The organism is Muribaculum gordoncarteri (genome assembly GCF_004803695.1).
Lineage (GTDB): Bacteria > Bacteroidota > Bacteroidia > Bacteroidales > Muribaculaceae > Muribaculum > Muribaculum gordoncarteri.
This window is the reverse complement of sequence record NZ_CP039393.1, coordinates 866406-889150: the sequence shown is the minus strand read 5'-3', so window position 1 is coordinate 889150 and position 22745 is coordinate 866406. Positions and strand designations below refer to the sequence as shown.

The 22745-nt window shown below is 50.1% G+C and carries 23 protein-coding genes; 10 read left to right on the top strand and 13 right to left on the bottom strand.

All coding sequences use genetic code 11. The annotated features are described in order from the left end of the window. Positions 1 to 41 precede the first annotated feature (41 nt). From dnaN to rlmB, 6 genes are read left to right on the top strand one after another with little or no spacing between them, the layout of a single operon-like run. Complete coding sequence (gene dnaN, locus E7746_RS03895) at positions 42 to 1172, top strand: DNA polymerase III subunit beta (protein WP_136409896.1); 1131 nt, start codon at positions 42 to 44, stop codon at positions 1170 to 1172. Between the two features lie 39 nt (positions 1173 to 1211). After that, entirely contained in the window at positions 1212 to 1973 is a 762-nt protein-coding gene (locus E7746_RS03890; protein WP_135946047.1) for a 3'-5' exonuclease, read from the top strand. A gap of 8 nt (positions 1974 to 1981) precedes the next feature. Further along, positions 1982 to 3178, top strand: a complete 1197-nt coding sequence (coaBC, locus tag E7746_RS03885) for a bifunctional phosphopantothenoylcysteine decarboxylase/phosphopantothenate--cysteine ligase CoaBC (protein WP_123395956.1) — start codon at positions 1982 to 1984, stop codon at positions 3176 to 3178. Further along, entirely contained in the window at positions 3175 to 4077 is a 903-nt protein-coding gene (porD, locus tag E7746_RS03880) for a type IX secretion system protein PorD (RefSeq protein ID WP_123395957.1), read from the top strand. The genes coaBC and porD overlap by 4 nt, the downstream gene beginning before the upstream one ends. A gap of 1 nt (position 4078) precedes the next feature. Then, a complete protein-coding gene (gene recN / locus E7746_RS03875) occupies positions 4079 to 5740 on the top strand; it encodes a DNA repair protein RecN (RefSeq protein WP_168184291.1) in 1662 nt (553 codons plus the stop codon). 31 nt (positions 5741 to 5771) lie between these two features. Then, complete coding sequence (gene rlmB, locus E7746_RS03870) at positions 5772 to 6527, top strand: 23S rRNA (guanosine(2251)-2'-O)-methyltransferase RlmB (protein ID WP_136409894.1); 756 nt, start codon at positions 5772 to 5774, stop codon at positions 6525 to 6527. Between the two features lie 57 nt (positions 6528 to 6584). On the opposite strand, the gene E7746_RS03865 is transcribed toward rlmB, so the two are convergent. After that, positions 6585 to 7355, bottom strand: coding sequence for an ABC transporter ATP-binding protein (locus E7746_RS03865; protein WP_136409893.1), 771 nt, complete (start codon positions 7353 to 7355; stop codon positions 6585 to 6587). Further along, positions 7352 to 8101 carry an MlaE family ABC transporter permease gene (locus tag E7746_RS03860; protein ID WP_136409892.1) on the bottom strand — a complete coding sequence of 250 codons (750 nt, stop codon included), beginning with the start codon at positions 8099 to 8101 and terminating at the stop codon, positions 7352 to 7354. The genes E7746_RS03865 and E7746_RS03860 overlap by 4 nt, the downstream gene beginning before the upstream one ends. A 114-nt stretch (positions 8102 to 8215) precedes the next feature. Here E7746_RS03860 and udk point away from each other — a divergent pair, with 114 nt between their 5' ends. Then, positions 8216 to 8836, top strand: a complete 621-nt coding sequence (udk, locus tag E7746_RS03855) for a uridine kinase (protein ID WP_135946042.1) — start codon at positions 8216 to 8218, stop codon at positions 8834 to 8836. 95 nt (positions 8837 to 8931) lie between these two features. After that, positions 8932 to 9732 carry an LPS export ABC transporter ATP-binding protein gene (lptB, locus tag E7746_RS03850; RefSeq protein WP_136411291.1) on the top strand — a complete coding sequence of 267 codons (801 nt, stop codon included), beginning with the start codon at positions 8932 to 8934 and terminating at the stop codon, positions 9730 to 9732. A 30-nt stretch (positions 9733 to 9762) separates the two neighbouring features. On the opposite strand, the gene E7746_RS03845 is transcribed toward lptB, so the two are convergent. The 7 genes from E7746_RS03845 to E7746_RS03815 form a co-directional block, all read right to left on the bottom strand. Further along, on the bottom strand, positions 9763 to 10641 hold the full coding sequence (locus tag E7746_RS03845; RefSeq protein ID WP_168184290.1) for a CPBP family intramembrane glutamic endopeptidase: 879 nt from the start codon (positions 10639 to 10641) through the stop codon (positions 9763 to 9765). 61 nt (positions 10642 to 10702) lie between these two features. Continuing rightward, the gene (locus E7746_RS03840; protein ID WP_136409890.1) at positions 10703 to 11452 is read right to left on the bottom strand and encodes a LytR/AlgR family response regulator transcription factor; all 750 of its coding nucleotides are present in this window, start codon (positions 11450 to 11452) and stop codon (positions 10703 to 10705) included. 18 nt (positions 11453 to 11470) lie between these two features. Beyond that, positions 11471 to 12550 carry a sensor histidine kinase gene (locus E7746_RS03835; protein WP_136409889.1) on the bottom strand — a complete coding sequence of 360 codons (1080 nt, stop codon included), beginning with the start codon at positions 12548 to 12550 and terminating at the stop codon, positions 11471 to 11473. Next, complete coding sequence (locus tag E7746_RS03830; protein ID WP_136409888.1) at positions 12543 to 13763, bottom strand: ABC transporter permease; 1221 nt, start codon at positions 13761 to 13763, stop codon at positions 12543 to 12545. Before E7746_RS03830 ends, E7746_RS03835 begins: the two co-directional genes overlap by 8 nt. A 5-nt stretch (positions 13764 to 13768) precedes the next feature. Next, positions 13769 to 14518, bottom strand: coding sequence for an ABC transporter ATP-binding protein (locus tag E7746_RS03825; protein WP_136409887.1), 750 nt, complete (start codon positions 14516 to 14518; stop codon positions 13769 to 13771). 30 nt (positions 14519 to 14548) lie between these two features. Further along, on the bottom strand, positions 14549 to 15733 hold the full coding sequence (locus E7746_RS03820; RefSeq protein WP_136409886.1) for an efflux RND transporter periplasmic adaptor subunit: 1185 nt from the start codon (positions 15731 to 15733) through the stop codon (positions 14549 to 14551). Positions 15734 to 15754: 21 nt separating this feature from the next. After that, complete coding sequence (locus E7746_RS03815) at positions 15755 to 17050, bottom strand: TolC family protein (protein WP_123395968.1); 1296 nt, start codon at positions 17048 to 17050, stop codon at positions 15755 to 15757. A gap of 258 nt (positions 17051 to 17308) precedes the next feature. Between E7746_RS03815 and E7746_RS03810 the strand changes: the two genes are divergently transcribed. Then, complete coding sequence (locus tag E7746_RS03810; RefSeq protein WP_136409885.1) at positions 17309 to 18520, top strand: dicarboxylate/amino acid:cation symporter; 1212 nt, start codon at positions 17309 to 17311, stop codon at positions 18518 to 18520. On the opposite strand, the gene E7746_RS03805 is transcribed toward E7746_RS03810, so the two are convergent. From E7746_RS03805 to pheS, 4 genes are read right to left on the bottom strand one after another with little or no spacing between them, the layout of a single operon-like run. Further along, entirely contained in the window at positions 18504 to 18944 is a 441-nt protein-coding gene (locus E7746_RS03805; RefSeq protein ID WP_123395970.1) for a GtrA family protein, read from the bottom strand. The two genes, E7746_RS03810 and E7746_RS03805, sit on opposite strands and share 17 nt — an antisense overlap. Positions 18945 to 18950: 6 nt before the next feature. Then, a complete protein-coding gene (locus E7746_RS03800; RefSeq protein ID WP_136409884.1) occupies positions 18951 to 19589 on the bottom strand; it encodes a trimeric intracellular cation channel family protein in 639 nt (212 codons plus the stop codon). A 5-nt stretch (positions 19590 to 19594) separates the two neighbouring features. Continuing rightward, complete coding sequence (nth, locus tag E7746_RS03795; protein WP_136411290.1) at positions 19595 to 20257, bottom strand: endonuclease III; 663 nt, start codon at positions 20255 to 20257, stop codon at positions 19595 to 19597. Positions 20258 to 20275: 18 nt separating this feature from the next. Continuing rightward, positions 20276 to 21295, bottom strand: a complete 1020-nt coding sequence (gene pheS, locus E7746_RS03790) for a phenylalanine--tRNA ligase subunit alpha (RefSeq protein WP_123395972.1) — start codon at positions 21293 to 21295, stop codon at positions 20276 to 20278. Positions 21296 to 21404: 109 nt separating this feature from the next. Here pheS and tilS point away from each other — a divergent pair, with 109 nt between their 5' ends. Further along, positions 21405 to 22742, top strand: a complete 1338-nt coding sequence (gene tilS, locus E7746_RS03785) for a tRNA lysidine(34) synthetase TilS (RefSeq protein WP_136409883.1) — start codon at positions 21405 to 21407, stop codon at positions 22740 to 22742. Positions 22743 to 22745: the final 3 nt, after the last annotated feature.

The window sequence follows — 22745 nt, the reverse complement described above, 5'->3', positions numbered from 1 at the left end:
TGTAAGTTAGAATAAAAATCACATACAAATATCATACAGTTATGAAGTTCAATGTTTCCAGTAAGACGCTCTACAGCTACGTTTCGGCTGTAAGTAAAGTCATCAATTCCAAGAATGCGCTGACGATTCTCAATAACTTCCTGTTTGAGCTTAGCGACAATACGCTCACCATTACAGCTTCCGACCTTGAGAATACGCTCGTGGCACATCTTGAAGTGATGGATGCCGAAGGCGAAGGCAAATTCTGTGTCGACGCTCGCCGTATGGTCGACTTGCTCAAGGAAATGCCCGACCAGGGAATATCATTTGACATCAACGACGACAACCTTGCGGTTGAAATCGTATATCCCAGCGGTAATTACAGCTTCATAGCAATAAACGGCAACGAGTACCCCTCCAATGAAAGCGTCGACGAGTCGACCGACATCATCGAATTCACCTGCCCCACCGAGCAGATAATCAAGGGTATCGACAACACATTATTTGCGGTAGGCAATGACGACCTGCGTCCTCAGATGATGGGTATTCTCTGGGACATCAAGCCCGATGCCATAACATTTGTCGCCACCGACACCCGCAAGCTTGTGAAGTATCGCAACGCAATGTCGGCTCCCGGCGTTGAAGGCTCTTGCATCCTGCCCATAAAGCCGGCAACTGTAATCAAGAACGTGTTTGCCAAGGAAGACGAGGTGAAGGTGACGCTTGAACCCAAGAGCGCTACATTTGAAAGCCCCTCCTACAAGTTCAACTGCCGTTTCATCAAAGGCTCATTCCCCGACTACAACCGTGTCATTCCGGTAAAAAATCCCTATGCCATCACCGTTGACCGTCAATCGTTCCTCAACGCCGTGCGACGCGTGGGCGTATTTGTCGACCAGGGCCACGGCCTCGTAAAATTCAAGATTGAAAAGGATCAGCTGACAATGAAGGCAACCGACAACAACTTCTGCACATCGGCTCGCGAGGTTGTTCCCTGCGACTTCACCGGCACTGAAATAATCATAGGCTTCAGCGCACCCTACCTCATCGAGATTTTCAACACCATTTCGACCACCGACATTCTCATCAAGCTCTCCGACCCCAGCCGTCCCGGAGTGTTCGTTCCTTCGGAGAACTCCGAAAACAGCGAGCTGCTGATGCTGCTGATGCCGATGACCGTATCCGATTTCTAAACCCAATATTCAGGTAAATCCCTCTCTCGCAAATTCATAATGGAACTTGCTCTAAAAAATCCGATAATTTTCTTTGACCTCGAAACAACCGGCACCAACATCCTGCGTGACCGCATCGTGGAGATTTCCTATATAAAGGTCATGCCTTCGGGCAATGAAACCGAACGCACCCTGCGCATAAATCCGGGAATGCCGATTCCCGCCGAGGCAACGGCAATACATCACATAACCGATGACGATGTGAAGAATGCCCCGCCGTTCAAGCAGGTGGCTCAGGAACTCGCCAACGTGTTTCTCGGATGTGACATAGCCGGATTCAACTCCAACCGCTTCGATGTGCCCATGCTTATGGAAGAGTTTCTGCGCGCAGGGGTCAACATCGACCTGTCACGAAGAAAATTTGTCGATGTGCAGACAATATTCCACAAGATGGAGCAACGCACATTGATTGCAGCCTATAAATTCTATTGCGGAAAGGACCTCACCGAAGCTCATTCGGCCAACGCCGACACACGCGCCACTTACGAGGTGCTGAAGGCGCAGCTCGACCACTACCCTTCGCTGAAAAACGACATCGCGTTCCTGTCCGACTTCTCGTCACAGAACAAAAATGTCGACCTCATGGGCCGCATCATATACAACGAAGCCGGCAAGGAGGTGTTTAACTTCGGAAAATACAAGGGCCAGCTTGTGGAGGATGTTTTCCGCCGCGACATAGGCTACTACTCATGGATGATGCAGGGTGAATTCCCCGCCAACACCAAACAAGTAATCACCAACATAAAACTTCGCATGAAGTAAACTCGAAAATGCTAAAAGGCAAACATATAATACTCGGAATATCGGGAGGAATAGCCGCCTACAAGTCGGCCTATCTCTTGCGGTTGCTCGTCAAGGCCGGTGCCGAAGTGCAGGTTGTCATGACCCCGGCTGCCAAGGAGTTCATAACACCCGTAACCATGTCGGCATTAAGCGGCAAACCGGTTGTCAGCGAATTTTTCACAGCCAACACCGGCGAATGGCACAGCCATGTCGACCTCGGACTGTGGGCCGATGCGATGATAATCGCCCCGGCAACAGCGTCAACCATCGCCAAGATGGCCAACGGCGTTGCCGACAATATGCTCATAACTACCTATCTGTCGGCCAAAGCACCCGTATTCATAGCCCCGGCGATGGACCTCGACATGTTTGCCCATCCGTCGACTACACGAAACCTCGAATTGCTGCGCTCCTATGGCAACCACATCATCGAGCCCGCCTCGGGCGAACTCGCAAGCCATCTTGTGGGCAAAGGCCGCATGGAGGAGCCTGAAGTGATAGCAAGTGTGCTCGACCGCTTCTTTGACCGAGGAATGTCACTTGCCGGAAAGCATATAATGATAACCGCCGGACCAACATACGAAAAAATCGATCCCGTGCGCTTCATCGGCAACTACAGCTCGGGCAAAATGGGTTACGCCATAGCCGAAGAGGCCGCCTCGCGTGGAGCCGATGTGACAATAGTAAGCGGCCCTGTGGCGTTAAAGGCGGTCAATCCGCGCATAAAGGTTGTCGATGTTGAGTCGGCACGCGAAATGCTTGAAGCCTGTGAACGCATATTCCCGTCATGCGACACAGCTATAATGTGTGCCGCTGTGGCCGATTACGCTCCGGCCCATCCCGCCGACCGAAAGATTAAGCGCGAGCACGACGACCTGCCGGTAATCGAGCTGGTAAAGAATTCCGACATAGCCGCCACTCTCGGTGCGATGAAAAAGCCCGGACAACGACTTGTGGGATTTGCGCTTGAAACCGACAACGAAATGTCAAACGCCCTCCATAAACTGAAGGCCAAGAACCTCGACATGATAGTGATGAACTCGTTGCGCGACAAAGGTGCAGGATTCCGCACCGACACCAACAAGGTCACCATCTATAAGCTTGACGGCGGCGAGCTGCACTTTGACATGAAGCCAAAGCGTGAAGTCGCATCCGACATAATCGATACACTGCTGTCGCTATGACGAAACGATTGTGGATTACCGCAACCCTTTTGTTCCCGTTATCACTATTGGCCAGGGAGCTGAACTGCACCGTCGAGATTGATCGCTCGCAAGTGCAGGGTGCGGGATTGTCGGTGTTCACATCACTTCAGAGCGCTATAGCCGATTATATGAACAACCGCGACTGGAGCGATGCACGGTTCTCGCCCAACGAGCGCATCGAGTGTCGGTTGTTTCTCACCATAAAGGAGTATGACGAACCCATGATGCGGGGCGACCTGCAGATACAGTCGTCGCGTCCGGTCTATAACAGCACCTACACCACAACGCTGCTTAACCACAAGGACACCCGCATTGAATTTGAGTATCGCGAAGGCGAGCCGCTTATATTCTCCGAAAATACCTTTGAGAGCAATCTCACCGCACTGCTGAATTTCTATGCCTACCTTATTTTAGGATTGGATTTCGACAGTTTTTCGCCCGAAGGCGGCGACCGGTTCTACGCAAAGGCCGACAACATAGTCTACATGGCCCAGTCGTCGGGACAAAGCGGATGGAGAATGCTTGAGGACAACCGCAACCGCAGCGCGATAATCAAGACATTCACCGACAAATCGGGAGCGCCGTTGCGTGACTTCATCTACACCTATCACCGCAAGGGGCTCGATGAGATGTCGATGAGCCCCGATAAAGGACGAGCCAACATAACGGCCGCCATCGACAACATGAAGAAGGTCTATGACACAGCACCCATGTCGATAGCCTTGCCAATGTTCAAGGACGCGAAGCTCGATGAGATTATAAACATATACTCCCGTTCGCCCGAGAGTGAACGCAAAAGAGTCCATCAATTGTTATCCTACATCTTTCCGGCCGAATCATCACGGATTGATGCGATGGTAAATGGTAAAAATCAATAAAATGCTCAAATCGTTACACATATCAAACTATGCGTTAATCGACACCGTCGACATAACGTTTGACAACGGATTCAACATCATTACCGGTGAAACAGGTGCCGGAAAGTCGATTATGCTCGGAGCCTTGTCGCTTATTCTCGGCGAACGCGCCGACATTAAGGCTGTGCGCGACTCGGGCAAGAAATCGATAATTGAAGCCACGTTCGAGATCGACGACTACCCCACCCTGAAGGAGTATTGCCTCGCCAACGACATCGAGTGGGACGACACTATGTGCATCCTTCGCCGTGAAGTGGCCCCCGCAGGCCGCTCGCGAGCATTCATCAACGACTCTCCCGTCACTCTCGACCTGCTCTCACATGTCGCCATGCAGCTTGTCGACATCCATTCGCAACATCAGAACCAGTTGCTCACCTCGCCTGAATTTCAGCTTCGCGTAATCGACAGCATGGCCGGCAACGACACGCTGTTGAGCGACTATCGCAAGCGTTATGCTGCTTTCCGCAGTGCAGTGAAGCGACTGCATGAAGCCAAGCGAAAAATTGAGCAGAACCGCAGCGACGAGGACTTCACGCGTTTCCAGCTCGAACAGCTCGATGCGATGAATCTTGTCGCCGACGAGCAGGAGCAGCTTGAGCACGAACGCGAGATTCTATCCAACATGACCGACATAAAGTCGACCATAAACGGCGCACTTGACGCACTGCTCAACGGAAACTCCAACGCCCTGTCGCTCTTAAGCGAAGCAGGCGACTACTGCGAAGCTCTCGGCCGCATACTTGAGAATGCCGATTCACTCGCCGAGCGCCTGCAGTCGGCACGCATCGAAATTCAGGACATAGCCGACACGCTAAGTGCATTTGACAGCGATCTAAACGCCGACCCGGCCGAGCTTGACGCAATCGAAGAACGGTTAAACGACATCTATGCACTGCAACACAAGCACCATGTGTCGACGGTAGGCCAACTTATAGAACTGCGTGAATCGTTCCGCGCAAGGCTTGACGAACTCGAAAACAGTTCGTTCACCATCGAAGAGCTTGAAAAGGAAGCTCGCCGCGCCAAGAGCCTCGCCAAAGAGCTTGCCGCACAACTGTCGAAACGACGCGCCGAGGAAGCCGCCCGTTTTGAGGCCGACCTGCGCGAACGTGCCATGCCGCTGGGCATGAAGAATCTGCAAATAAAGGTGGAACTTACCCCGACCGAACTGTCATCGACCGGAGCCGACAGCATCCGATTCCTATTCGCCTTCAACAAAAACCAGCCCTTGATGCCGGTTGGAGGCACTGCATCGGGCGGAGAAATTTCGCGACTCATGTTGTCAATCAAAGCGATAATAGCCGACAAGATGCAACTGCCGTCGATTATATTCGATGAAGTCGACACGGGTGTTTCAGGTGATGTCGCCAATCGCATGGGCGCAATGATGCAGTCGATAGCCGCCAACATCCAGGTCATGGCCATTACTCATCTGCCTCAGGTGGCAGCCAAAGGCAACGCCCACTTCAAGGTCTACAAGCAGGATGACGAACACTCTACCCACACCCGCATACGACGGTTGTCGACCGACGAACGCATCGACGAGCTCGCCGTAATGCTAAGCGGCTCGACAGTCGACAATGCCGCTCGGGCCAACGCCAAGTCACTATTGAATATTAAATAAACGAAAAATAACGCTCTAAACCACGGTATATATGGAACGCAATGAATACATATTCGGCATACGCGCCGTCATGGAAGCCATCGAAGCAGGCAAGGACATCGACAAGGTCTATATCAAGAAGGATCTGCACGGCGACCTTATAAACGAGCTGAACGAACTGATACGCCTTCACGGCATCGTGACGCAGCGCGTCCCCGTAGAGCGCATCAACAAGATAACGCGCAAAAATCATCAGGGTGTGGTGGCCGTCCTGTCGGCAGTCACCTACCACAGCCTCGACAACATAGTTCCTCAACTCTATGAGGACGGTGTGCTACCCTTCATAGTCGTTCTCGACGGCATAACCGATGTGCGCAACTTCGGAGCCATCGCACGCACATGCGAATGTGCCGGAGTAGATGCCATCGTCATTCCCGAGCGTGGAAGCGTATCGGTTGGCGGTGATGCCGTAAAGACCTCGGCAGGGGCGCTGCTGCACATTCCGGTGTGTCGCGAGCGTAGCGCGGCTTCGGCTGTAAGATTCCTTAAGGATAACGGTTACACGGTAGTGGCTGCTTCGGAAAAGGCCGATATAAACTACACTATGGCCGACTATACCGTTCCCGTGGCAATAGTGATGGGAGCCGAGGATGTTGGCGTATCACCCGAGGTCATGAAGTTGTGCGACACATTTGTGTCAATACCCCAGTTCGGCCACATTGGATCGCTAAATGTTTCAGTAGCCGCCGGCGTCATCATCTACGAAGTAGTGCGCCAGCGCCTGCAATCCAACATGGAAGTAATCTGATTAATCGAGAAATATGTGATACAAAAAGAGCCGCATTGATTGATGCGGCTCTTTTTGTTATCGGCGTGCGTTGTGGATAACGTATTCTTTGACCTTTTGGAACAGGTCGGTGGCAAATACGAAGTGACTCAACGCCTCGTTGGTCGTTTCATATATAAGCTCCTTATTACCAACCCACTCACGGTAACCCTTGTTGATAAACACGATGTTCTCGCCTATTCCAAGCACCGAGTTCATATCATGGGTGTTGATTACGGTCGTTATCTGATATTCATGCGTTATGTCGCTCAACAATTCATCGATGAGGATAGATGTCTTCGGGTCAAGTCCCGAGTTAGGCTCATCGCAGAAAAGATATTTAGGATTAAGTGCGATTGCACGCGCAATAGCTACACGCTTCTGCATACCTCCCGAAATCTCGCTCGGATACTTGTCGTCGGCTCCCTTAAGGCCCACACGTTCAAGGCAGAATTGAGCACGCTCGCGACGCTCGGCATCGCTCATGCGGGTGTACATCATCAACGGGAACTCGACATTGCCAAGCACCGTTTCCGAGTCGAAAAGTGCCGAACCCTGAAACAACATTCCAATCTCGGTGCGCAACGACCGAACCTGTTCGCGATTCATTTGAAGCAGGTCACGGCCGTCATATAGAATCTCGCCCTTTTCGGGACGCACAAGACCCACAATCGACTTCATCAACACCGTCTTTCCCGAACCGCTCTGTCCGATTATCAGATTTGTCTTACCGGTTTCAAATGTCGCGCTCACGCCTTTGAGCACCTGAACTCCGTCAAACGACTTATAAATGTCCTTAACTTCAATCATTGCATCAACAGTTTAGTAAGTATGACATCAAAAAGGAGAATCAGAATCGAGCTTGCAACTACGGCATCGGTCGAAGCCTTACCCACATCGAGCGCACCGCCTTTAACGTAATAACCGTAATATGAAGCCACCGATGTGATGATCACCGAGAACACGAGAGCCTTTATTATAGTGTACCAAACATACCATTCGACAAACATTGTCTGTATTCCGTATATGTAACGCGACACCGGAATCATGTCGGTAAATGCGGCTATGAACCATCCGCCAAACAGTCCCGTGGCAATCGAGAACACTACCAGCACGGGGATGAAGAACATGAAGGCCAATATCTTGGGAAGTACCAGGAATTGAGCCGAATTTATACCCATTATCTCAAGAGCGTCGATCTGCTCGGTAACTCGCATGGTGCCTATCTCCGATGCTATGTTGGAGCCCACCTTTCCTGAAAGGATAAGACACAACACTGCTGAGCTGAACTCCAGCAACAGGATGTCACGCGTGGCAAGACCTGTCGAATAAGCCGGCATCATGGGCGATGTCATGTTGAGCTGCATCTGGATGCATATAACGGCTCCGATGAAAATTGATATTACTATCGTCAACGGAATCGAGTCAAGACCGAGCTTGCCTATCTCTTGCAACAACTTGCGTCCGAAAACCCTCCACTTCTGAGGAGGAGTGAATACACGGCACATAAAAATGCAGTACTGACCGAAAGTGGTCAACGACGATTCTATAATCATAGTTTATTGATTATCTATATTAGGATTGATGCTGCAAAGTTAAGGATTTTCTTGGCTTGTAAGGGATTTTTTATTTACTTTGTGTGTCTAAAATCTCATATACTGTAGCAAAAAATGCTTGTAATCGGTATTGCCGGCGGCACCGGGTCGGGTAAGACCACCGTCGTCAACAAAATAATAAAGAGTCTGCCGGCAGGCGAAGTCGCTGTCATTCCCCAGGATTCCTACTATAAGGACTCCGGGCACATTCCCATGGAGGAACGCAGCAAAATCAACTTTGACGAGCCGGCATCGATCGAATGGACACTGCTTGAAAAGCAGTTGCGCGAGCTTAAGGAGGGCAAATCCATCGAAATGCCAACCTACAGCTACCTCACCTGCACCCGTCAGAAAGAAACCGTGCATGTGGAGCCGCGTGACGTCATCATTGTCGAGGGCATACTTGTGCTCACCCAGCCGTCGCTGTGTCAGCTGATGGATGTAAAGGTATTTGTAGACGCCGATGCCGACGACCGACTTATAAGGGTAATCGCACGTGACTGCATAGAGCGCGGACGCACTCCGCAGATGGTAATCGACCGTTATCAGGCCGTGCTGAAGCCCATGCACGAGCGTTACATCGAGCCGTCAAAGCGCAAGGCCGACCTGATAGTGCCACAAGGTGGCAACAACACGGTGGCCATAAAACTGCTTACCGACTACATTGCAAGCCGATTGAAAAGGCTTCCCAAATGACAATTTCACGAAACAATATCAGCCAACCTCAATATATGTCTGACGAAAAGATAAACGAACCTGTAAATGACGCTCCCGCTATCGAAGTCGAGAACATGGATGACAACACCCGTGAAGTCACCGACCCCGATGCAGGAAAAACCTTGTTTGAAGGAAAAATGGTGCTGCGCACCGAAAATCTCGTAAAGAAATATCGTCAGCGCACGGTCGTAAACCACGTGTCAATCAATGTCACGCAGGGCGAGATTGTGGGACTTCTCGGGCCTAACGGTGCGGGCAAGACTACCACATTCTACATGACCGTAGGGCTTATAACCCCCAATGAAGGTGAAATATTCCTCAACGACCTCAACATAACCAAATATCCGGTTTACAAACGCGCCCAGAATGGCATTGGCTACCTCGCCCAGGAACCGTCGGTATTCCGCAAGCTAAGCGTAGAGAACAACATCCGCTCGGTGCTTGAGATGACCAACACATCCCGTGAGTATCAGCGTGACAAGCTTGAAAGCCTTATCGCGGAGTTCCGATTGCAGAAAGTGCGCAAAAACCTCGGCGACCAGCTGTCGGGAGGTGAACGCCGACGCACCGAGATCGCACGATGCCTTGCCATCAACCCCAAGTTCATAATGCTCGACGAACCGTTTGCCGGCGTCGACCCCATCGCGGTTGAGGATATCCAGTATATCGTCTATAAATTGAAGGAGAAAAACATCGGCATTCTAATCACCGACCACAACGCACCCGAAACACTGTCGATCACCGACCGTGCCTACCTGCTTTTTGAGGGTAAGATACTCTTTCAGGGTACATCGGAAGAGCTTGCCGAGAATCCCGTTGTGCGCGAGAAGTATCTCGGTCGCGGATTCAACTTCCGTCGCAAGAAATTCGATTAAGAGCCGGTTCGACAATAAATGTTAACGGCTCTAATCAATCGTCGCTTTTCGGCTCTTTCCGAAGACACGTGACGACAGATACCAGAGTGCGCCGATTGTTGCGGCAAGGCTTATGGCTGCTATCGCCATGTCGACGGCCGAACCGTCGGCTCCCACTGAATTGGCATCGACACTGCTCCGTCCCGTATTTACAAGCCATTGGTTTATAACGACAAGACTATTGTTTAGAGCATGAGCCATGGCAGGGAGCCATAACGAGCCGCTCCACCATGCAAGATAGCCTAAGAAGGCTCCTATCAACATGCGGGGAACAAAGCCGAAAAACTGAAGATGCACGGCACTGAATATGACGGCAGTGGCCCAAATGGCTATGTGCGCGTTACGCAGCTGCACGTGAAGCAGCTTTTGCAGCATCCCCCTGAAAAACAGCTCCTCGGCAATACCGGTCAAGCATCCCATTATAAGTATCGACAGGATCAGGTCGAGAACCGATGTACCGCTCATAAGCATCATCACCATGCCGTTGGCTGCCTGTTCGCTCGCGCGAAGCACCTGTTCGATACGGCTCATCGATTCAGGAAGGGTGAGCGATGCATTCCACTGCACGATAACGTTCATTGCCGGAATCGCCAGAACCACGACAGCCATAGTCCATATAACGGCTCTGCTGCATGGCCAACGGTCAACGCCCGTAAAGCGCAACGGATTGCGTGCGGCTATCAATGCAGTCATGGCGACTGGCATAATGAATATGAACAAGTCCTGCAACACGGTGGCCCAGCGTAACCTGACAACATCGTCGGCGCCTACCAATCCTATTATAACCGAGCCGAGAAGGGTGCAAAGCACCCACCAACAAATGAACAAAGCAAGACTCTTGCCTGCGCTTATGCGTAACTGTTGATCCATATAGATAAACATTAACTTTGATTACACTGCAAAGTTAATGAAAAATGACGACATCGTCACATCAATCTTCGCCCGACTGATTGTCACGCTGTAGCGACAGCGAGTAGCCGGCCACATAATCGTTGAACGCCTGCTTGTAGCTCTCGCTCACCGGGATATAGTGGTTGCCGAATACGATGCGGTTACGTTCAATAATGCTTATCTTCGATGTGTTCACAATGAATGAGCGGTGGACCCTCAGGAATTCGGTTGCCGGCAGATAACGCTCTATCGTCTTCATGCTCGTAAGTGTGAGTATGGCACTCTTTTCACCTTCGACATATATCTTTACATAGTCCTTCAACCCTTCGATAAACTGTATTTTGTCGATGGGTATCTGCACCTGCTTGTACTCGCTCTTCACAATGATGTAACGCTTGTTGTTGTCAAGCTCGTCGGCCCTACGGCGCAGTTCAACCCACTGCAGAGCCTTGTTGGCCGCTCCCACAAATTCCTCATAGCTTATGGGTTTCATGAGGTAGTCGAGAGCATTGACCTTGAACCCTTCGATGGCATACCGGTCATAGGCCGTAGTGAATATTATGCGACAGGTGGAAGGCACTATTCTCGCAAACTCCATCCCGTTGAGCTGTGGCATGTGTATGTCAAGGAACACGACATCAATATCCTCCTCAAGAATCGTCTTGACCGAATCCTGAGCCGAACTGAACTTACCGACAAGCTCCATGAAAGGAGTCTTCTCGATATATGACGCAACCAGTTCCTGAGCCAAAGGCTCATCATCTACTACGCAGCAACGTAATGTAAGCATATAGTCTTTGTTTTTATATTATAACGTTATTATCATGTCAACTATATATCGGTCGCCATCTATTTTTGTCGACATTTCGGCCTTGTTGCCGTAAATAAGGTCAAGACGACGCCGAAGATTGACATTTCCTATTCCCGAGGATGCTATGTCACGCTTCTCCGAATCGATGAAATTGTTGGCGATGTGACAATGTATCGATCCTTCGCGGCACACGATTGAAATGTCGATGCTGTCGCCCGACCGACCTGTATTGCCGTATTTGAAAGCATTCTCAACCGGCGAGATGAACAGCAGCGGAGCTATGTGACAGTCATTGCAGTCGCCGCTGTCGAGCGTGACATTGATAGGCATCTTATCGCCTATGCGCAGCTTCATGAGCTTGACATAGTTGTCAATGAATGTAAGCTCATCCTGGATGGGAACTGTAGGCGAATTTTCATAGAGCACGTAACGCAGCAGCTGACTCAGCTCGTGAACCGCCTGCTGAGCCTTGTCGGGGCTTATGGCTATGAGAGCATATATCGAGTTCAGCGTATTGAAAAGGAAGTGAGGGTTAAGCTGCTTCTTAAGGCTCTCAAGCTCTTCCTTGTGCTGCACCATCTCCATTTCCTGCCGCTGACGGTTAAGCTTCACCCAATAGTCGCTAAGCTTCATGGCGACGCTCAACGCCACGGTGAGAATCGCCATAACCACGTCACGCATCAGAAATGACACTCGCCTGAGCAAATCGGCGTGCGCATCAACATGACGGGGTACGCGGCGCGGCATTTCGCCCGAATGCATATCCATCAAGAAATAAGCGCATAGCAGCGTCACGATGATTATGACGACATTAAGTCCAGTAAGCCTCAACACCCATCGACGCCTTCCGAGGCAATAGTCTATTATGATGTAATAATTGATGTAGAACACCGCCACAAATAGCAGCGACTTGGCATACATTCCCCATGGGATACCGCTCCCGGCCGGGAAACTACGGCTCACAAGCACCTCGGGAAGAATGAAGATTATACCAAGACACAAGAAGTGGGTGACTACTTTCACCCACTTCTGCAGTGTCTGAGAAGGCTGTTTGTAACTATTTATTTCACTATTCATATCTAATAGCTTCTATCGGGTCGAGATTTGCAGCTTTCTTTGCCGGATACCATCCGAAGAACACTCCTGTAACGGTACATACGACAAACGAAAGGACCACTGAATAAACTTGGATTGAAACTGGCCAATGTGCTACGACATTCACGAGCCATGAAGCAAGTGCACCAACTATGACACCTATCACACCTCCCGTAACGCTGATAATCACAGCCTCGATAAGGAACTGGACAAGTATATCGATTCCACGTGCTCCAATAGACATGCGCAGACCTATTTCACGGGTACGCTCGGTAACTGACACATACATGATGTTCATGATTCCTATACCTCCCACAAGGAGCGAAATTCCCGCTATGCAGGCAAGCAACACCGTCATCATGTCGCTCGTGGAGTTCATCATTTCGCTCAACTCCTGTTGGGAACGTATCTCAAAGTCATCAATGGCACCATCCTTCAGTTTATGCTGGCGTCGTAGTATTTCAGTTATCTCATCGATTGCGTCATCGGTCATGTCTTCGTCAACAGCACTCGCATAAAGTCCCTGAATGTAGTCGATTGCAAGCACCCTCTTCATTATGGTAGTATAAGGCGCGAGCACTACATCATCCTGGTCCATACCCATGGAGTTGGTTCCTTTAGGTTCGAGAGTGCCTATGACGGTGAACGGTATCTTGTTGAATCGCACCACCCTGCCTATAGGATTCTCCCCGTTTGGAAACAGGTTGTCAATGACCGTCTTTCCCAGCAGGCACACCTTGGCGGCCGACTTTATATCCTGCTCGGTGAATATGGCTCCGTCGGCGACTTTTACCTTTCGTATATCGAGATAGTCGGGAGTGACTCCATATATTGTCGATGGATAGTTGTTGTTACCGTTGATAAACTGGCCGCCGCTGTTGACAGTAGGCGATATCGATGAAACGAAGGCAGCTTCGTCACGTATTGCTTCAAAGTCAACAACCTCAAGCGACTGAGTGTCATCGGCACTTTGACGCACACCGCCACGCTGCATGTTACCGGGATGAATCATTATCATGTTGGAACCCATCTCCGATATCTGCGCCTTTATGCTGTCCTTTGAACCTTGTCCGATTGCCAGCATGGTTATCACCGACGCAACACCGATGATGACGCCGAGCATCGTGAGAAAGCATCTCATCTTATTGTTATTGAGAGCCTTCAACGCTATTTTAAACAGATTGCCAAATTTCATATTCATCAGTCGTTTTCGGCAGGCAACGAGTCATAGACCTCCTTGGCCGATGCCGGATTTGGGTTAATAACATCCGATACGATTTTTCCGTCACGCAGCACTATGTTACGCGATGAGTAAGCGGCAAGATCGGGATTATGGGTCACGAATATGATCGTTCGTCCTCTCGAATGAAGCTGCTGAAACAGCACGAGAATGCTGTAGGATGTGCGGGTGTCAAGATTTCCGGTAGCCTCATCGGCAAGTATGATGACGGGGTCGTTGACAAGAGCACGTGCTATAGCAACACGTTGCTGCTGTCCTCCCGACATCTGATTGCTTTTATGGTACAACCGGTCATGCAGTCCCACTGCCTCAAGAGCCTTCGTGGCCATGTCACGGCGCTGTCGTGCCGACACTTTCGGGTTGTAGAGCAGAGGCAGTTCGACATTTTCAAGGGCCGTGGTCTTGGGAAGCAAATTATAGCTCTGGAACACGAATCCTATCTTGCGGTTTCGCGTCACAGCCCTTTCATTTTTGCTCATGGATTGCACCGACACTCCGTCGAGCTTGTATTCGCCGGTAGTGGGAGTGTCGAGGCATCCGAGCAGATTGAGAAGCGTCGATTTACCTGAACCCGATGTACCCATTATCGTTACAAATTCACCTTCGTGAATCGTGAACGACACACCTCGCAGGGCATGGACGGTTTCACCGCCCACGACGAAGTCACGGCGCAAATTCTCAATCCTTATTATCTCTCGATTTGTATTCATGATGATTTCCTGTTATTGGAATTATTCATGTCACTTTTTCCTTTGTCCCGGCGGTTGGGGAGCAAACGGACTGCGTTCGCCGTCGCCCATGCCCTGTGGCATTCCCATTTGCGGCATTCCCATGTCGTACTCAACGGCTACGACATCGTTTTCGCCTATACCCGAAATCACCTGGGTCACAGCACCGTTGCTCACTCCGGTTTTTATTGTCACGGGCACAAGAGCATTGTCACGCACCACCCACACCCGCTTCATGTCGGGCTCGGCAGCCATAAAGGGCTCTACATCGGCAGGAGCCGCGGGCAGATTCTTTGCATCGGGATAGTCATGAGGCAGGAATCGGAACGCCTTGTTTGGAATCGTCAGTATATCCTTTTCCTGAGTCACATATATCGTGAGATTAGCGGTAAGACCGGGAATCAGTTTATGTTCGGGATTGGGAGCGGCAACGATAACCTCGTAGGTAACCACATTGCTTTCAGTGGTGGGATTGAGTCGTACCTGCGTTACGGTTCCGTTAAACACCATCTCGGGATAAGCGTCGACAGTAAATGTCACGGCCTGACCGAGCTTCACCTGGCCTATGTCGGCCTCATCGACATTTCCCACAACCTGCATGTTGTCGAGGTCGGCGATTACATATAAGTTTGCAACGTTCATGTTGGACACAACTGTTTGTCCCACTTCGACCTCACGCGAAATCACAACACCATCGATAGGCGAGTATATTTCGGCATAGTTCAGGTTCTTTGCCGCTCTCACACGGTCGGCACGCGCCTTGTCGTAGGAAGTTTTCGACACTTCATAGTCCTTGGCCGAAGTCTGGAACTCATAATCGCTTATAAGCTGCTTGTCGTGAAGTTTCTTGTCACGCTCATAGTTAGTCTTATTGTATTCGTAGGTAAGACGGGCCGATTCCATGTTGGCGTCGGCACTCTTCAGGTCGCTCTCAAGCAAAGTCTTTTCAATCTCGGCCAAAAGCTGGCCCTTGGTCACCACTGAGTTGTAATCGACATATAACTTATCAATTATACCCGTTACCTGTGTACCCACATCGACTTGCGTCACCGACTCAACAGTTCCGGTAGCAGTCACCGACTCACTGATCTCCCCTACCTCAACCTTGGCCGTTTCAAGCGAAATCTTGGCTTCCTTTGAACATGCCGAAAGCATCAGGGCAATCGAAGCAGTGTAAATTAATTGCTGGATTCTCATAATTTATAATTATTTGTTTTGTTAAGGCATAGTTACCGATGATGTGCGATAGAACTCAATCATCTTATGTTCGAGTATAGCCATGTATTTGGCCTGAAGCAACGAGTGTCGCGCTTCGAGGAGGTTGTTGTGGGCAGTGAGCAACTCGATGGTGTTGACAAGACCGAGATTGAACTGCTCGTTGACAAGTTCGTTGCTGAGTTCAGCCGACTTTACCTGCTCCTCGCCTGCCGTGTAGCGTGACTGTGCGGCACGCAGGTCGATATAGCACGACTCAATCTGCTGAGCTATATCGTTGAGGCGCGACTCCGTGTCAAGCTGTGCATTAATGCGCTGCGCATTGGCGCGTGCCACAGCCATTTTGGTTCTCTTGCCGTCGAGTATCGGCAATGACAACGTGAGTCCTATCGATTCGCTGACACTCCGCTTAATCTGCTCTCCGAAGTTGTTGCCCGGAGCAAAATATCCGGTGCTTATTCCGGCATTCAACGATATTCGAGGCATGGCACCCGCCTTGGCAATCTTTATGTCATAGTCGGAACTCTCCTCCTCAAGCTTATTGGCCTTAAGTCTTGAATCGGTAGCCAACGCAAGCTGATAGCTCTCCTCAATCGGGGGAACTTCGGCAAGCACCTCCTGCGCCGTCCACTCAATGGCCTGGAGCGATATTTCAGTATCGATGCCCAGTTCGAGAAGTCGCTTCAGCTCCATGAGGCGTGTTTCGTAAGTGCCCTGTGCATTTACCAGTGAATAGCGATCCTGCTCGTATTGGGCCTGCAACTGCGCATAATCGACGCGTGACATTCGTCCGCTCTCCATCAGCTGACGGGCACGGTCGGCCTGAGCCTCGCTAAGCTTGACAGCCTCCTCGTATATCGCTATCGACTCCTTGGCGTAGAGAATGTTCATGTAGACCGACAGCATATCGGTTTCCAATGAACGGAACATGTCCTCGGTATTCAACGATGAAATTTGAGTCTGAAGTTTGTTGCGCTTGATGGTGTTTTCACGCTCGCCACCGTTCCACACAGTCCAGCCCGCATTCAACCCGTAGTTGCTGTTGTAGCTGTTTTTGTTGCCATACCCCCACGGGGTGTTGCTCAAGGTGTGGGATGTGGCAAAGTCAAGTGTAGGCTGCCATTGGGCCTTTGACTCTTCAAGAGTGTACTCGCTCAATTCACCGCTGATCCGCGACTGCTGCAACGAGATATTGTGCTGACGCGCATACTCGATACAATCATTGTAACTCCAATCACGAGCTTGTGCAACCGACAGTCCCGCAATAGTCACGACACATAGTAGGATTCTTTTATTCATTTGACGGCATTCATTTGATTTTACTAAAGCAAATTTAATATTGCCATTGATTTCATGCAAAATTATTAGATGTTACGGCCAATATCGTTACAATTTATCACTATTACCTCGACAAGTAACTAATTAGCGATGCGTGCTGTTAAGCAAAGTGAAAAATCATTTCATAATAATAATTCTAATCTTTCTTCGTCAGAATATTGTTATAAACGCGAAAATGCACTATTTTTGGTAAAGTTTTCACTACTAACATCCTGCATAATGCCTGAAAAAAAGAAGATTAAGATAGGATTGCTCCTTCAAATAGTTTTTGCCATTGCCCTCGGTATTGGTTGCGGATATATATTTCCCGAATGGCTTGGAAGAATATTCATGACTTTCAACGGACTGTTCAGCCAGTTCCTCGGATTTCTCGTTCCTCTCATCATTGTAGGATTTGTGACTCCGGCCATAGCCGATATTGGCCGAAAAGCAGGAAAAGTTCTGGTTGTGACCGCCGCCATAGCCTACGGTGCCACTATATTTGCTGGATTCCTCTCCTACTTCACAAGCGCAACCACATTCCCGCATCTGATAAATCCGAGACCAATCGACAGCGGCCTCAAAAACGCCGCCGACCTACTCCCCTATTTTACTGTAGAAATACCTCCGTTGATGGGCGTTATGACGGGATTGGTAATCTCATTCATGCTCGGAGTAGGCATTGCCTATCTTGAAGGAAATACCCTAAGAAAATGCGCCAATGAGTTCCGTGACATAGTGGCCAAGGTTATTAAGAGTATAATCATCCCCCTGCTGCCGCTCTACATTTTCGGCATATTTCTCAACATGACCGTATCGGGACAAGTGGGCGACATACTCGCGACATTCTTCATGGTGATACTCGTGATATTTGCAATGCACATCTTCATCCTTGTACTCCAATACTGCGTCGCGGCACTGGTAGTGCGACGCAATCCGTTCAAGTTGCTGGTTACCATGCTCCCGGCCTACTTCACCGCACTTGGCACCCAATCGTCAGCGGCTACAATACCCGTGACTCTGCGTCAGGCTATCAAGATGGGAGTAAGCGAGGACATAGCGGGTTTTGTAATACCGATTTGCGCCACAATACACATGTCGGGCAGCACACTTAAAATAGTGTCATGCGCCGTGGCTTTGATGATAATGAACGGCCTGCCCTATGATTTTCCCATGTTTGTCGGATTTATATGTATGCTCGGTGTCACGATAATCGCCGCCCCCGGCATACCCGGAGGCTCTATAATGGCATCGCTCGGCCTGCTCGCGTCCATGCTTGGATTTACCGAAAAGGATCAAGCGCTCATGATAGCGTTATATATAGCAATGGACAGCTTCGGCACGGCATGTAACGTGACCGGCGACGGATTCATCGCATTGATTGTCGACAAGCTGTTTGGCAAGCGCAATCGTCACGAAGCGTCAGATGACGCCGCTATCCTCGGAAAGTGATGATTTTATTGTATCCGTAGTTGGACAAGGTGTAGACCACGTTGCCTATAAGCGTTGCAAGGCCATAGCCTGAAAGGGTGAACGCGGCAATCTTAAGTTCAAAGTATTCAAGGCGGGTTTCATAGCTCAGCAGCCAAACGGTAAGCAGCTGCAATCCGTAGCATATAAGGAACCCTATAAGGAATATCATAGCCTCGCGGTAGTAGTTGCCCGACGACTTAAACACCCAATTCTTATTCCACAGGAAAGAGTTGACAACGCCGCAAACATAGCCGATGGCGTTGGACACAAGCGGATTGACACCAAACAAAGCTTTGCACACGTATATCACGCAAAGCGTGACAAGCGTATTGAGCACGCCTACACAGGCATACTTGATGAACTGCATCAGTGATTTGTTGGGGAGCTTCAATCCGTTAGCCATAATCAATTACACTTTATTTCCGGTATTTTCATCGATATCAACCAGCACAGGCAACGACCAGCTGTACCTTACGGCAAGCAATCTCATGGCAATTACCGTCACCGCACAGGCAATGCCTTGAGCAGGCATCGACAAGCCGCAATAATAGGCCACCCAATATACAAGTCCTCCTGCAAGACACGCGGTGGCATATATATCCTTTTGAAACAACAGCGGTTCATTGTTGACAAGTATGTCACGCAACACACCGCCCAAAGCGCCCGTTGTAATACCCATGATCACGGCCACCCAGAAAGGATAGTCAACGGCGAGAGTCTTCTGGATTCCTATGACTACAAACAAGGCAAGACCAATGGTGTCAAACAGGAACAGGACACGCGTCTTCACAAGAATCCGGCGAAACACAATAACTACGATAAGCGACAATCCCGTCACGGCGATATACCACCATGTCTGCATCCAGAATACGGGAATGTTGAGAAGCAGGTCTCGCACCGTACCGCCGCCTATCGCGGTGACAAGTCCCACGACATAAGCGCCAAACCAGTCAAAATGCTTGGCTGCAGCCATGCGTATTCCGCTTATTGCGAAAGCGACAGTGCCTACGACCTCTATTATAAAAAGGAATGTCTGTTCTACATCCATTCGCGTCAGATTTCGTTGTTTGTTTTCTCCTTATTTTCCCGGCGATAGTATCGGCACACACCGGTCAATCCGCAATTAAGGCAATCGGGACGGCGAGCCTTGCACACATAACGCCCGTGAAGTATCAGCCAGTGATGGGCAAGCGGAATTATATCCTCGGGAATATATTTGCACAACTGTTTCTCGGTTTGCAGCGGATTCTTGCTGTTGGTCGTAAGACCTATGCGCTCGCTCACGCGGAACACATGGGTGTCAACGGCCATCGCCGCCTTTCCCCACACTACGGCCAGCATGACATTGGCGGTCTTGCGCCCTACCCCGGGAAGTTTTATGAGGTCATCCATGTCGGATGGCATCTCGCCGCCAAACTCCTCGACGAGCATCCTTGCAGCTCCGAGCAGATTGCGGGCCTTATTGTTGGGATAGGACACCGACTTTATGTACTCATATATGTCATCCTGTGTAGCGGCAGCCATCGCCTCGGGCGTCGGGAAAGCCTCAAACAGCGGAGGAGTAATCATGTTGACCCTCTTGTCGGTACATTGAGCCGACAATATGACAGCCACAAGAAGCTGAAACGGATTCTCGTATCGGAGCTCCGTTTCGGCCACCGGCATAGCGGTCTTGAACCACTCTATCACCTGCCTGTAGCGTTCTTTGACGGTCATAGCCATAGGGTAACGCTGTTAATGGGCACTTGTGAACTCCTCAAGGAAGCGAGTGTCGTTTTCCGAGAACATTCTCAAGTCCTTGACCTGATATTTGAGGTTGGTGATTCGCTCGATACCCATACCCAATGCAAAACCGGTGTACTCCTTGGAGTCTATGCCGCAAGCGTCAAGGACATTGGGATCGACCATACCGCAACCGAGAATCTCAACCCATCCGGTGTGCTTGCAGAATGAGCATCCCTTACCGCCGCAAAGGTTACATGATATATCCATCTCGGCTGAAGGCTCGGTGAACGGGAAGTAACTCGGGCGAAGGCGTATCTTGGTTTCGGGGCCAAACATCTCCTGTGCGAAGTAGAGCAGTGTCTGTTTAAGGTCGACAAACGACACGTTCTTGTCGACATACAACGCCTCAACCTGATGGAAGAAGCAGTGGGCACGTGCCGATATGGCCTCGTTACGGTAAACTCGTCCGGGGCAGATTATACGGATAGGCGGCTGAGCCTTTTCCATAACTCTTGACTGCACGCTTGAAGTGTGAGTGCGGAGCAGCACATCGGGATTACGCTGGATGAAGAACGTGTCCTGCATGTCACGTGCCGGATGGTCGGCCGCAAAGTTAAGCGAAGAGAACACATGCCAGTCATCCTCTATCTCGGGGCCTTCGGCGATTGAGAATCCAAGGCGTGAAAATATCGACACGATTTCGTTGCGCACAAGCGACAACGGGTGACGAGTACCAAGCTTTATAGGTGACGCAGTGCGACTAAGGTCAAGATCCAGATCAACATTGTCGGCATTGCCCATCGACTCACGAAGTTCGTTTATGCGGTTGGTGGCAAAGTCCTTAAGCTGATTCAACGGAGCACCTATGACGCGCTTCTGATCACCGGGCAGATTACGGAACTCATTGAACAGAACCGATATCTCGCCTTTCTTGCTAAGATATTTGATGCGAAGTGCTTCTACCTCACCGGCATTGGCAGCGGTAAGCTGCTCGATTTCGGCCTTGAGAGAATTTATTTTTTCTAACATAGCTGTGTCAATTACTTTATTGCGACAAAATTACAAAATTTTTCTGTAACTTTGGAAATAAAATCCAATCGCCGAGTAATAATATCAAACAACCGCACCTGATGCAGTCATGGATTTTGTCGATAAAGTAAAAGCGAATATCGAGCGTAACGGTATGCTCGACCCTGAGCAGCATGTAATTGTGGCATTGAGCGGCGGGGCCGATTCCGTGGCATTGCTCGCCGTGCTGACCGCACTGGGTTACCGGTGCACAGCAGCCCACTGCGACTTTCACCTGCGCGGCGAGGAGTCGGAACGTGACCGACGACACGCCGCGATGACGGCAGCCCGATTCAATGCCGAATATGAAGAGATACACTTCGATGTCGAGTCATACAAAAAAGCCCACGGAGTGTCAACCGAAATGGCATGCCGTGACCTGCGTTACGACTGGTTTCGGGAACTTTCAGCAAAATACGGTGACATTCCGGTAGCCGTAGCCCATCATCGCGATGACAACATCGAAACATTCTTTCTGAACGTTCTGCGAGGAAGCGGAATCACCGGAGTTGCCGGTATGAAAGCAGTCAACGGATGCATTATCCGTCCGCTGCTCGACACGTCACGCCGTGAAATCATCGAATATCTGTCACGTAACGGCATCGAGTATGTAACCGACAGCACCAACCTCATCAACGATGTAAAGCGCAACCGGCTGCGTAACGTTGTGCTCCCACAGCTATATGAGCTGTTTCCCGATGCCGAAAACACGATTACGACGACAATCGACAACCTGCATGACAACCTTCAGCTGTTCAATGAAGGCGTAAATGCGCTTAAGGCACCCTACCGGTCGGCCGACAACAGCATCGACATAGCCCGAATGGCCAAAGAGTGCCAAAATTCCGTTCAATTGCTGTATGAATCGATAAAACGATATGGCTTCAATCACGCCCAGGCAGCCGACATGATTGCATCGGCCGACTCATCGGGAAAGGAGTTCTTCTCAGCCGACCATAAAGCGCTCATCGACCGTGGGACACTCATAGTGTCACCACATACGACAATCCATGATCAAGAGATTGAAATAGACCTGAACGACAAGTCGTCACTTCCCCGGGGATTGACCTGCGAATCAGTCAATGCCGACGACATAAAGTTTACACGTGACGCCAACACGATGTATCTCGATTCATCGGCACTGGAAGGCGACCCCAAATTCGTAATACGACACTGGCGCGAAGGCGACAGGATGTCACCCTTCGGCATGAAAGGCAGCCGACTTGTGAGCGACATATTTTCCGACGCCAAAATGTCGTTGTACGACAAGCAACTCACATGGCTGCTCACCCGCAACGGTGTAATACTGTGGGTAATGGGTATGCGTGCATCACGGCATTTCCCCGTCACATCAACGACTCGCAAAGCGATAAAGCTTACAATCGATTCAACTTTTAAACAACAATAGACC

What these genes read in the sequence shown, in the direction of transcription:
- pheS (WP_123395972.1), bottom strand. Translation starts at nt 21,295, where the DNA reads ATGTTAGAAAAAATAAATTCTCTCAAGGCCGAAATCGAGCAGCTTACC.
- E7746_RS03840 (WP_136409890.1), bottom strand. Translation starts at nt 11,452, where the DNA reads ATGCTTACATTACGTTGCTGCGTAGTAGATGATGAGCCTTTGGCTCAG.
- E7746_RS03805 (WP_123395970.1), bottom strand. Translation starts at nt 18,944, where the DNA reads ATGGCTAACGGATTGAAGCTCCCCAACAAATCACTGATGCAGTTCATC.
- E7746_RS03820 (WP_136409886.1), bottom strand. Translation starts at nt 15,733, where the DNA reads ATGAGAATCCAGCAATTAATTTACACTGCTTCGATTGCCCTGATGCTT.
- E7746_RS03890 (WP_135946047.1), top strand. Translation starts at nt 1,212, where the DNA reads ATGGAACTTGCTCTAAAAAATCCGATAATTTTCTTTGACCTCGAAACA.
- udk (WP_135946042.1), top strand. Translation starts at nt 8,216, where the DNA reads ATGCTTGTAATCGGTATTGCCGGCGGCACCGGGTCGGGTAAGACCACC.
- nth (WP_136411290.1), bottom strand. Translation starts at nt 20,257, where the DNA reads ATGACCGTCAAAGAACGCTACAGGCAGGTGATAGAGTGGTTCAAGACC.
- E7746_RS03860 (WP_136409892.1), bottom strand. Translation starts at nt 8,101, where the DNA reads ATGATTATAGAATCGTCGTTGACCACTTTCGGTCAGTACTGCATTTTT.
- E7746_RS03835 (WP_136409889.1), bottom strand. Translation starts at nt 12,550, where the DNA reads ATGAATAGTGAAATAAATAGTTACAAACAGCCTTCTCAGACACTGCAG.
- E7746_RS03830 (WP_136409888.1), bottom strand. Translation starts at nt 13,763, where the DNA reads ATGAAATTTGGCAATCTGTTTAAAATAGCGTTGAAGGCTCTCAATAAC.
- E7746_RS03815 (WP_123395968.1), bottom strand. Translation starts at nt 17,050, where the DNA reads ATGAATAAAAGAATCCTACTATGTGTCGTGACTATTGCGGGACTGTCG.
- dnaN (WP_136409896.1), top strand. Translation starts at nt 42, where the DNA reads ATGAAGTTCAATGTTTCCAGTAAGACGCTCTACAGCTACGTTTCGGCT.
- E7746_RS03800 (WP_136409884.1), bottom strand. Translation starts at nt 19,589, where the DNA reads ATGGATGTAGAACAGACATTCCTTTTTATAATAGAGGTCGTAGGCACT.
- recN (WP_168184291.1), top strand. Translation starts at nt 4,079, where the DNA reads ATGCTCAAATCGTTACACATATCAAACTATGCGTTAATCGACACCGTC.
- tilS (WP_136409883.1), top strand. Translation starts at nt 21,405, where the DNA reads ATGGATTTTGTCGATAAAGTAAAAGCGAATATCGAGCGTAACGGTATG.
- E7746_RS03810 (WP_136409885.1), top strand. Translation starts at nt 17,309, where the DNA reads ATGCCTGAAAAAAAGAAGATTAAGATAGGATTGCTCCTTCAAATAGTT.
- E7746_RS03845 (WP_168184290.1), bottom strand. Translation starts at nt 10,641, where the DNA reads ATGGATCAACAGTTACGCATAAGCGCAGGCAAGAGTCTTGCTTTGTTC.
- lptB (WP_136411291.1), top strand. Translation starts at nt 8,932, where the DNA reads ATGGATGACAACACCCGTGAAGTCACCGACCCCGATGCAGGAAAAACC.
- porD (WP_123395957.1), top strand. Translation starts at nt 3,175, where the DNA reads ATGACGAAACGATTGTGGATTACCGCAACCCTTTTGTTCCCGTTATCA.
- coaBC (WP_123395956.1), top strand. Translation starts at nt 1,982, where the DNA reads ATGCTAAAAGGCAAACATATAATACTCGGAATATCGGGAGGAATAGCC.
- rlmB (WP_136409894.1), top strand. Translation starts at nt 5,772, where the DNA reads ATGGAACGCAATGAATACATATTCGGCATACGCGCCGTCATGGAAGCC.
- E7746_RS03865 (WP_136409893.1), bottom strand. Translation starts at nt 7,355, where the DNA reads ATGATTGAAGTTAAGGACATTTATAAGTCGTTTGACGGAGTTCAGGTG.
- E7746_RS03825 (WP_136409887.1), bottom strand. Translation starts at nt 14,518, where the DNA reads ATGAATACAAATCGAGAGATAATAAGGATTGAGAATTTGCGCCGTGAC.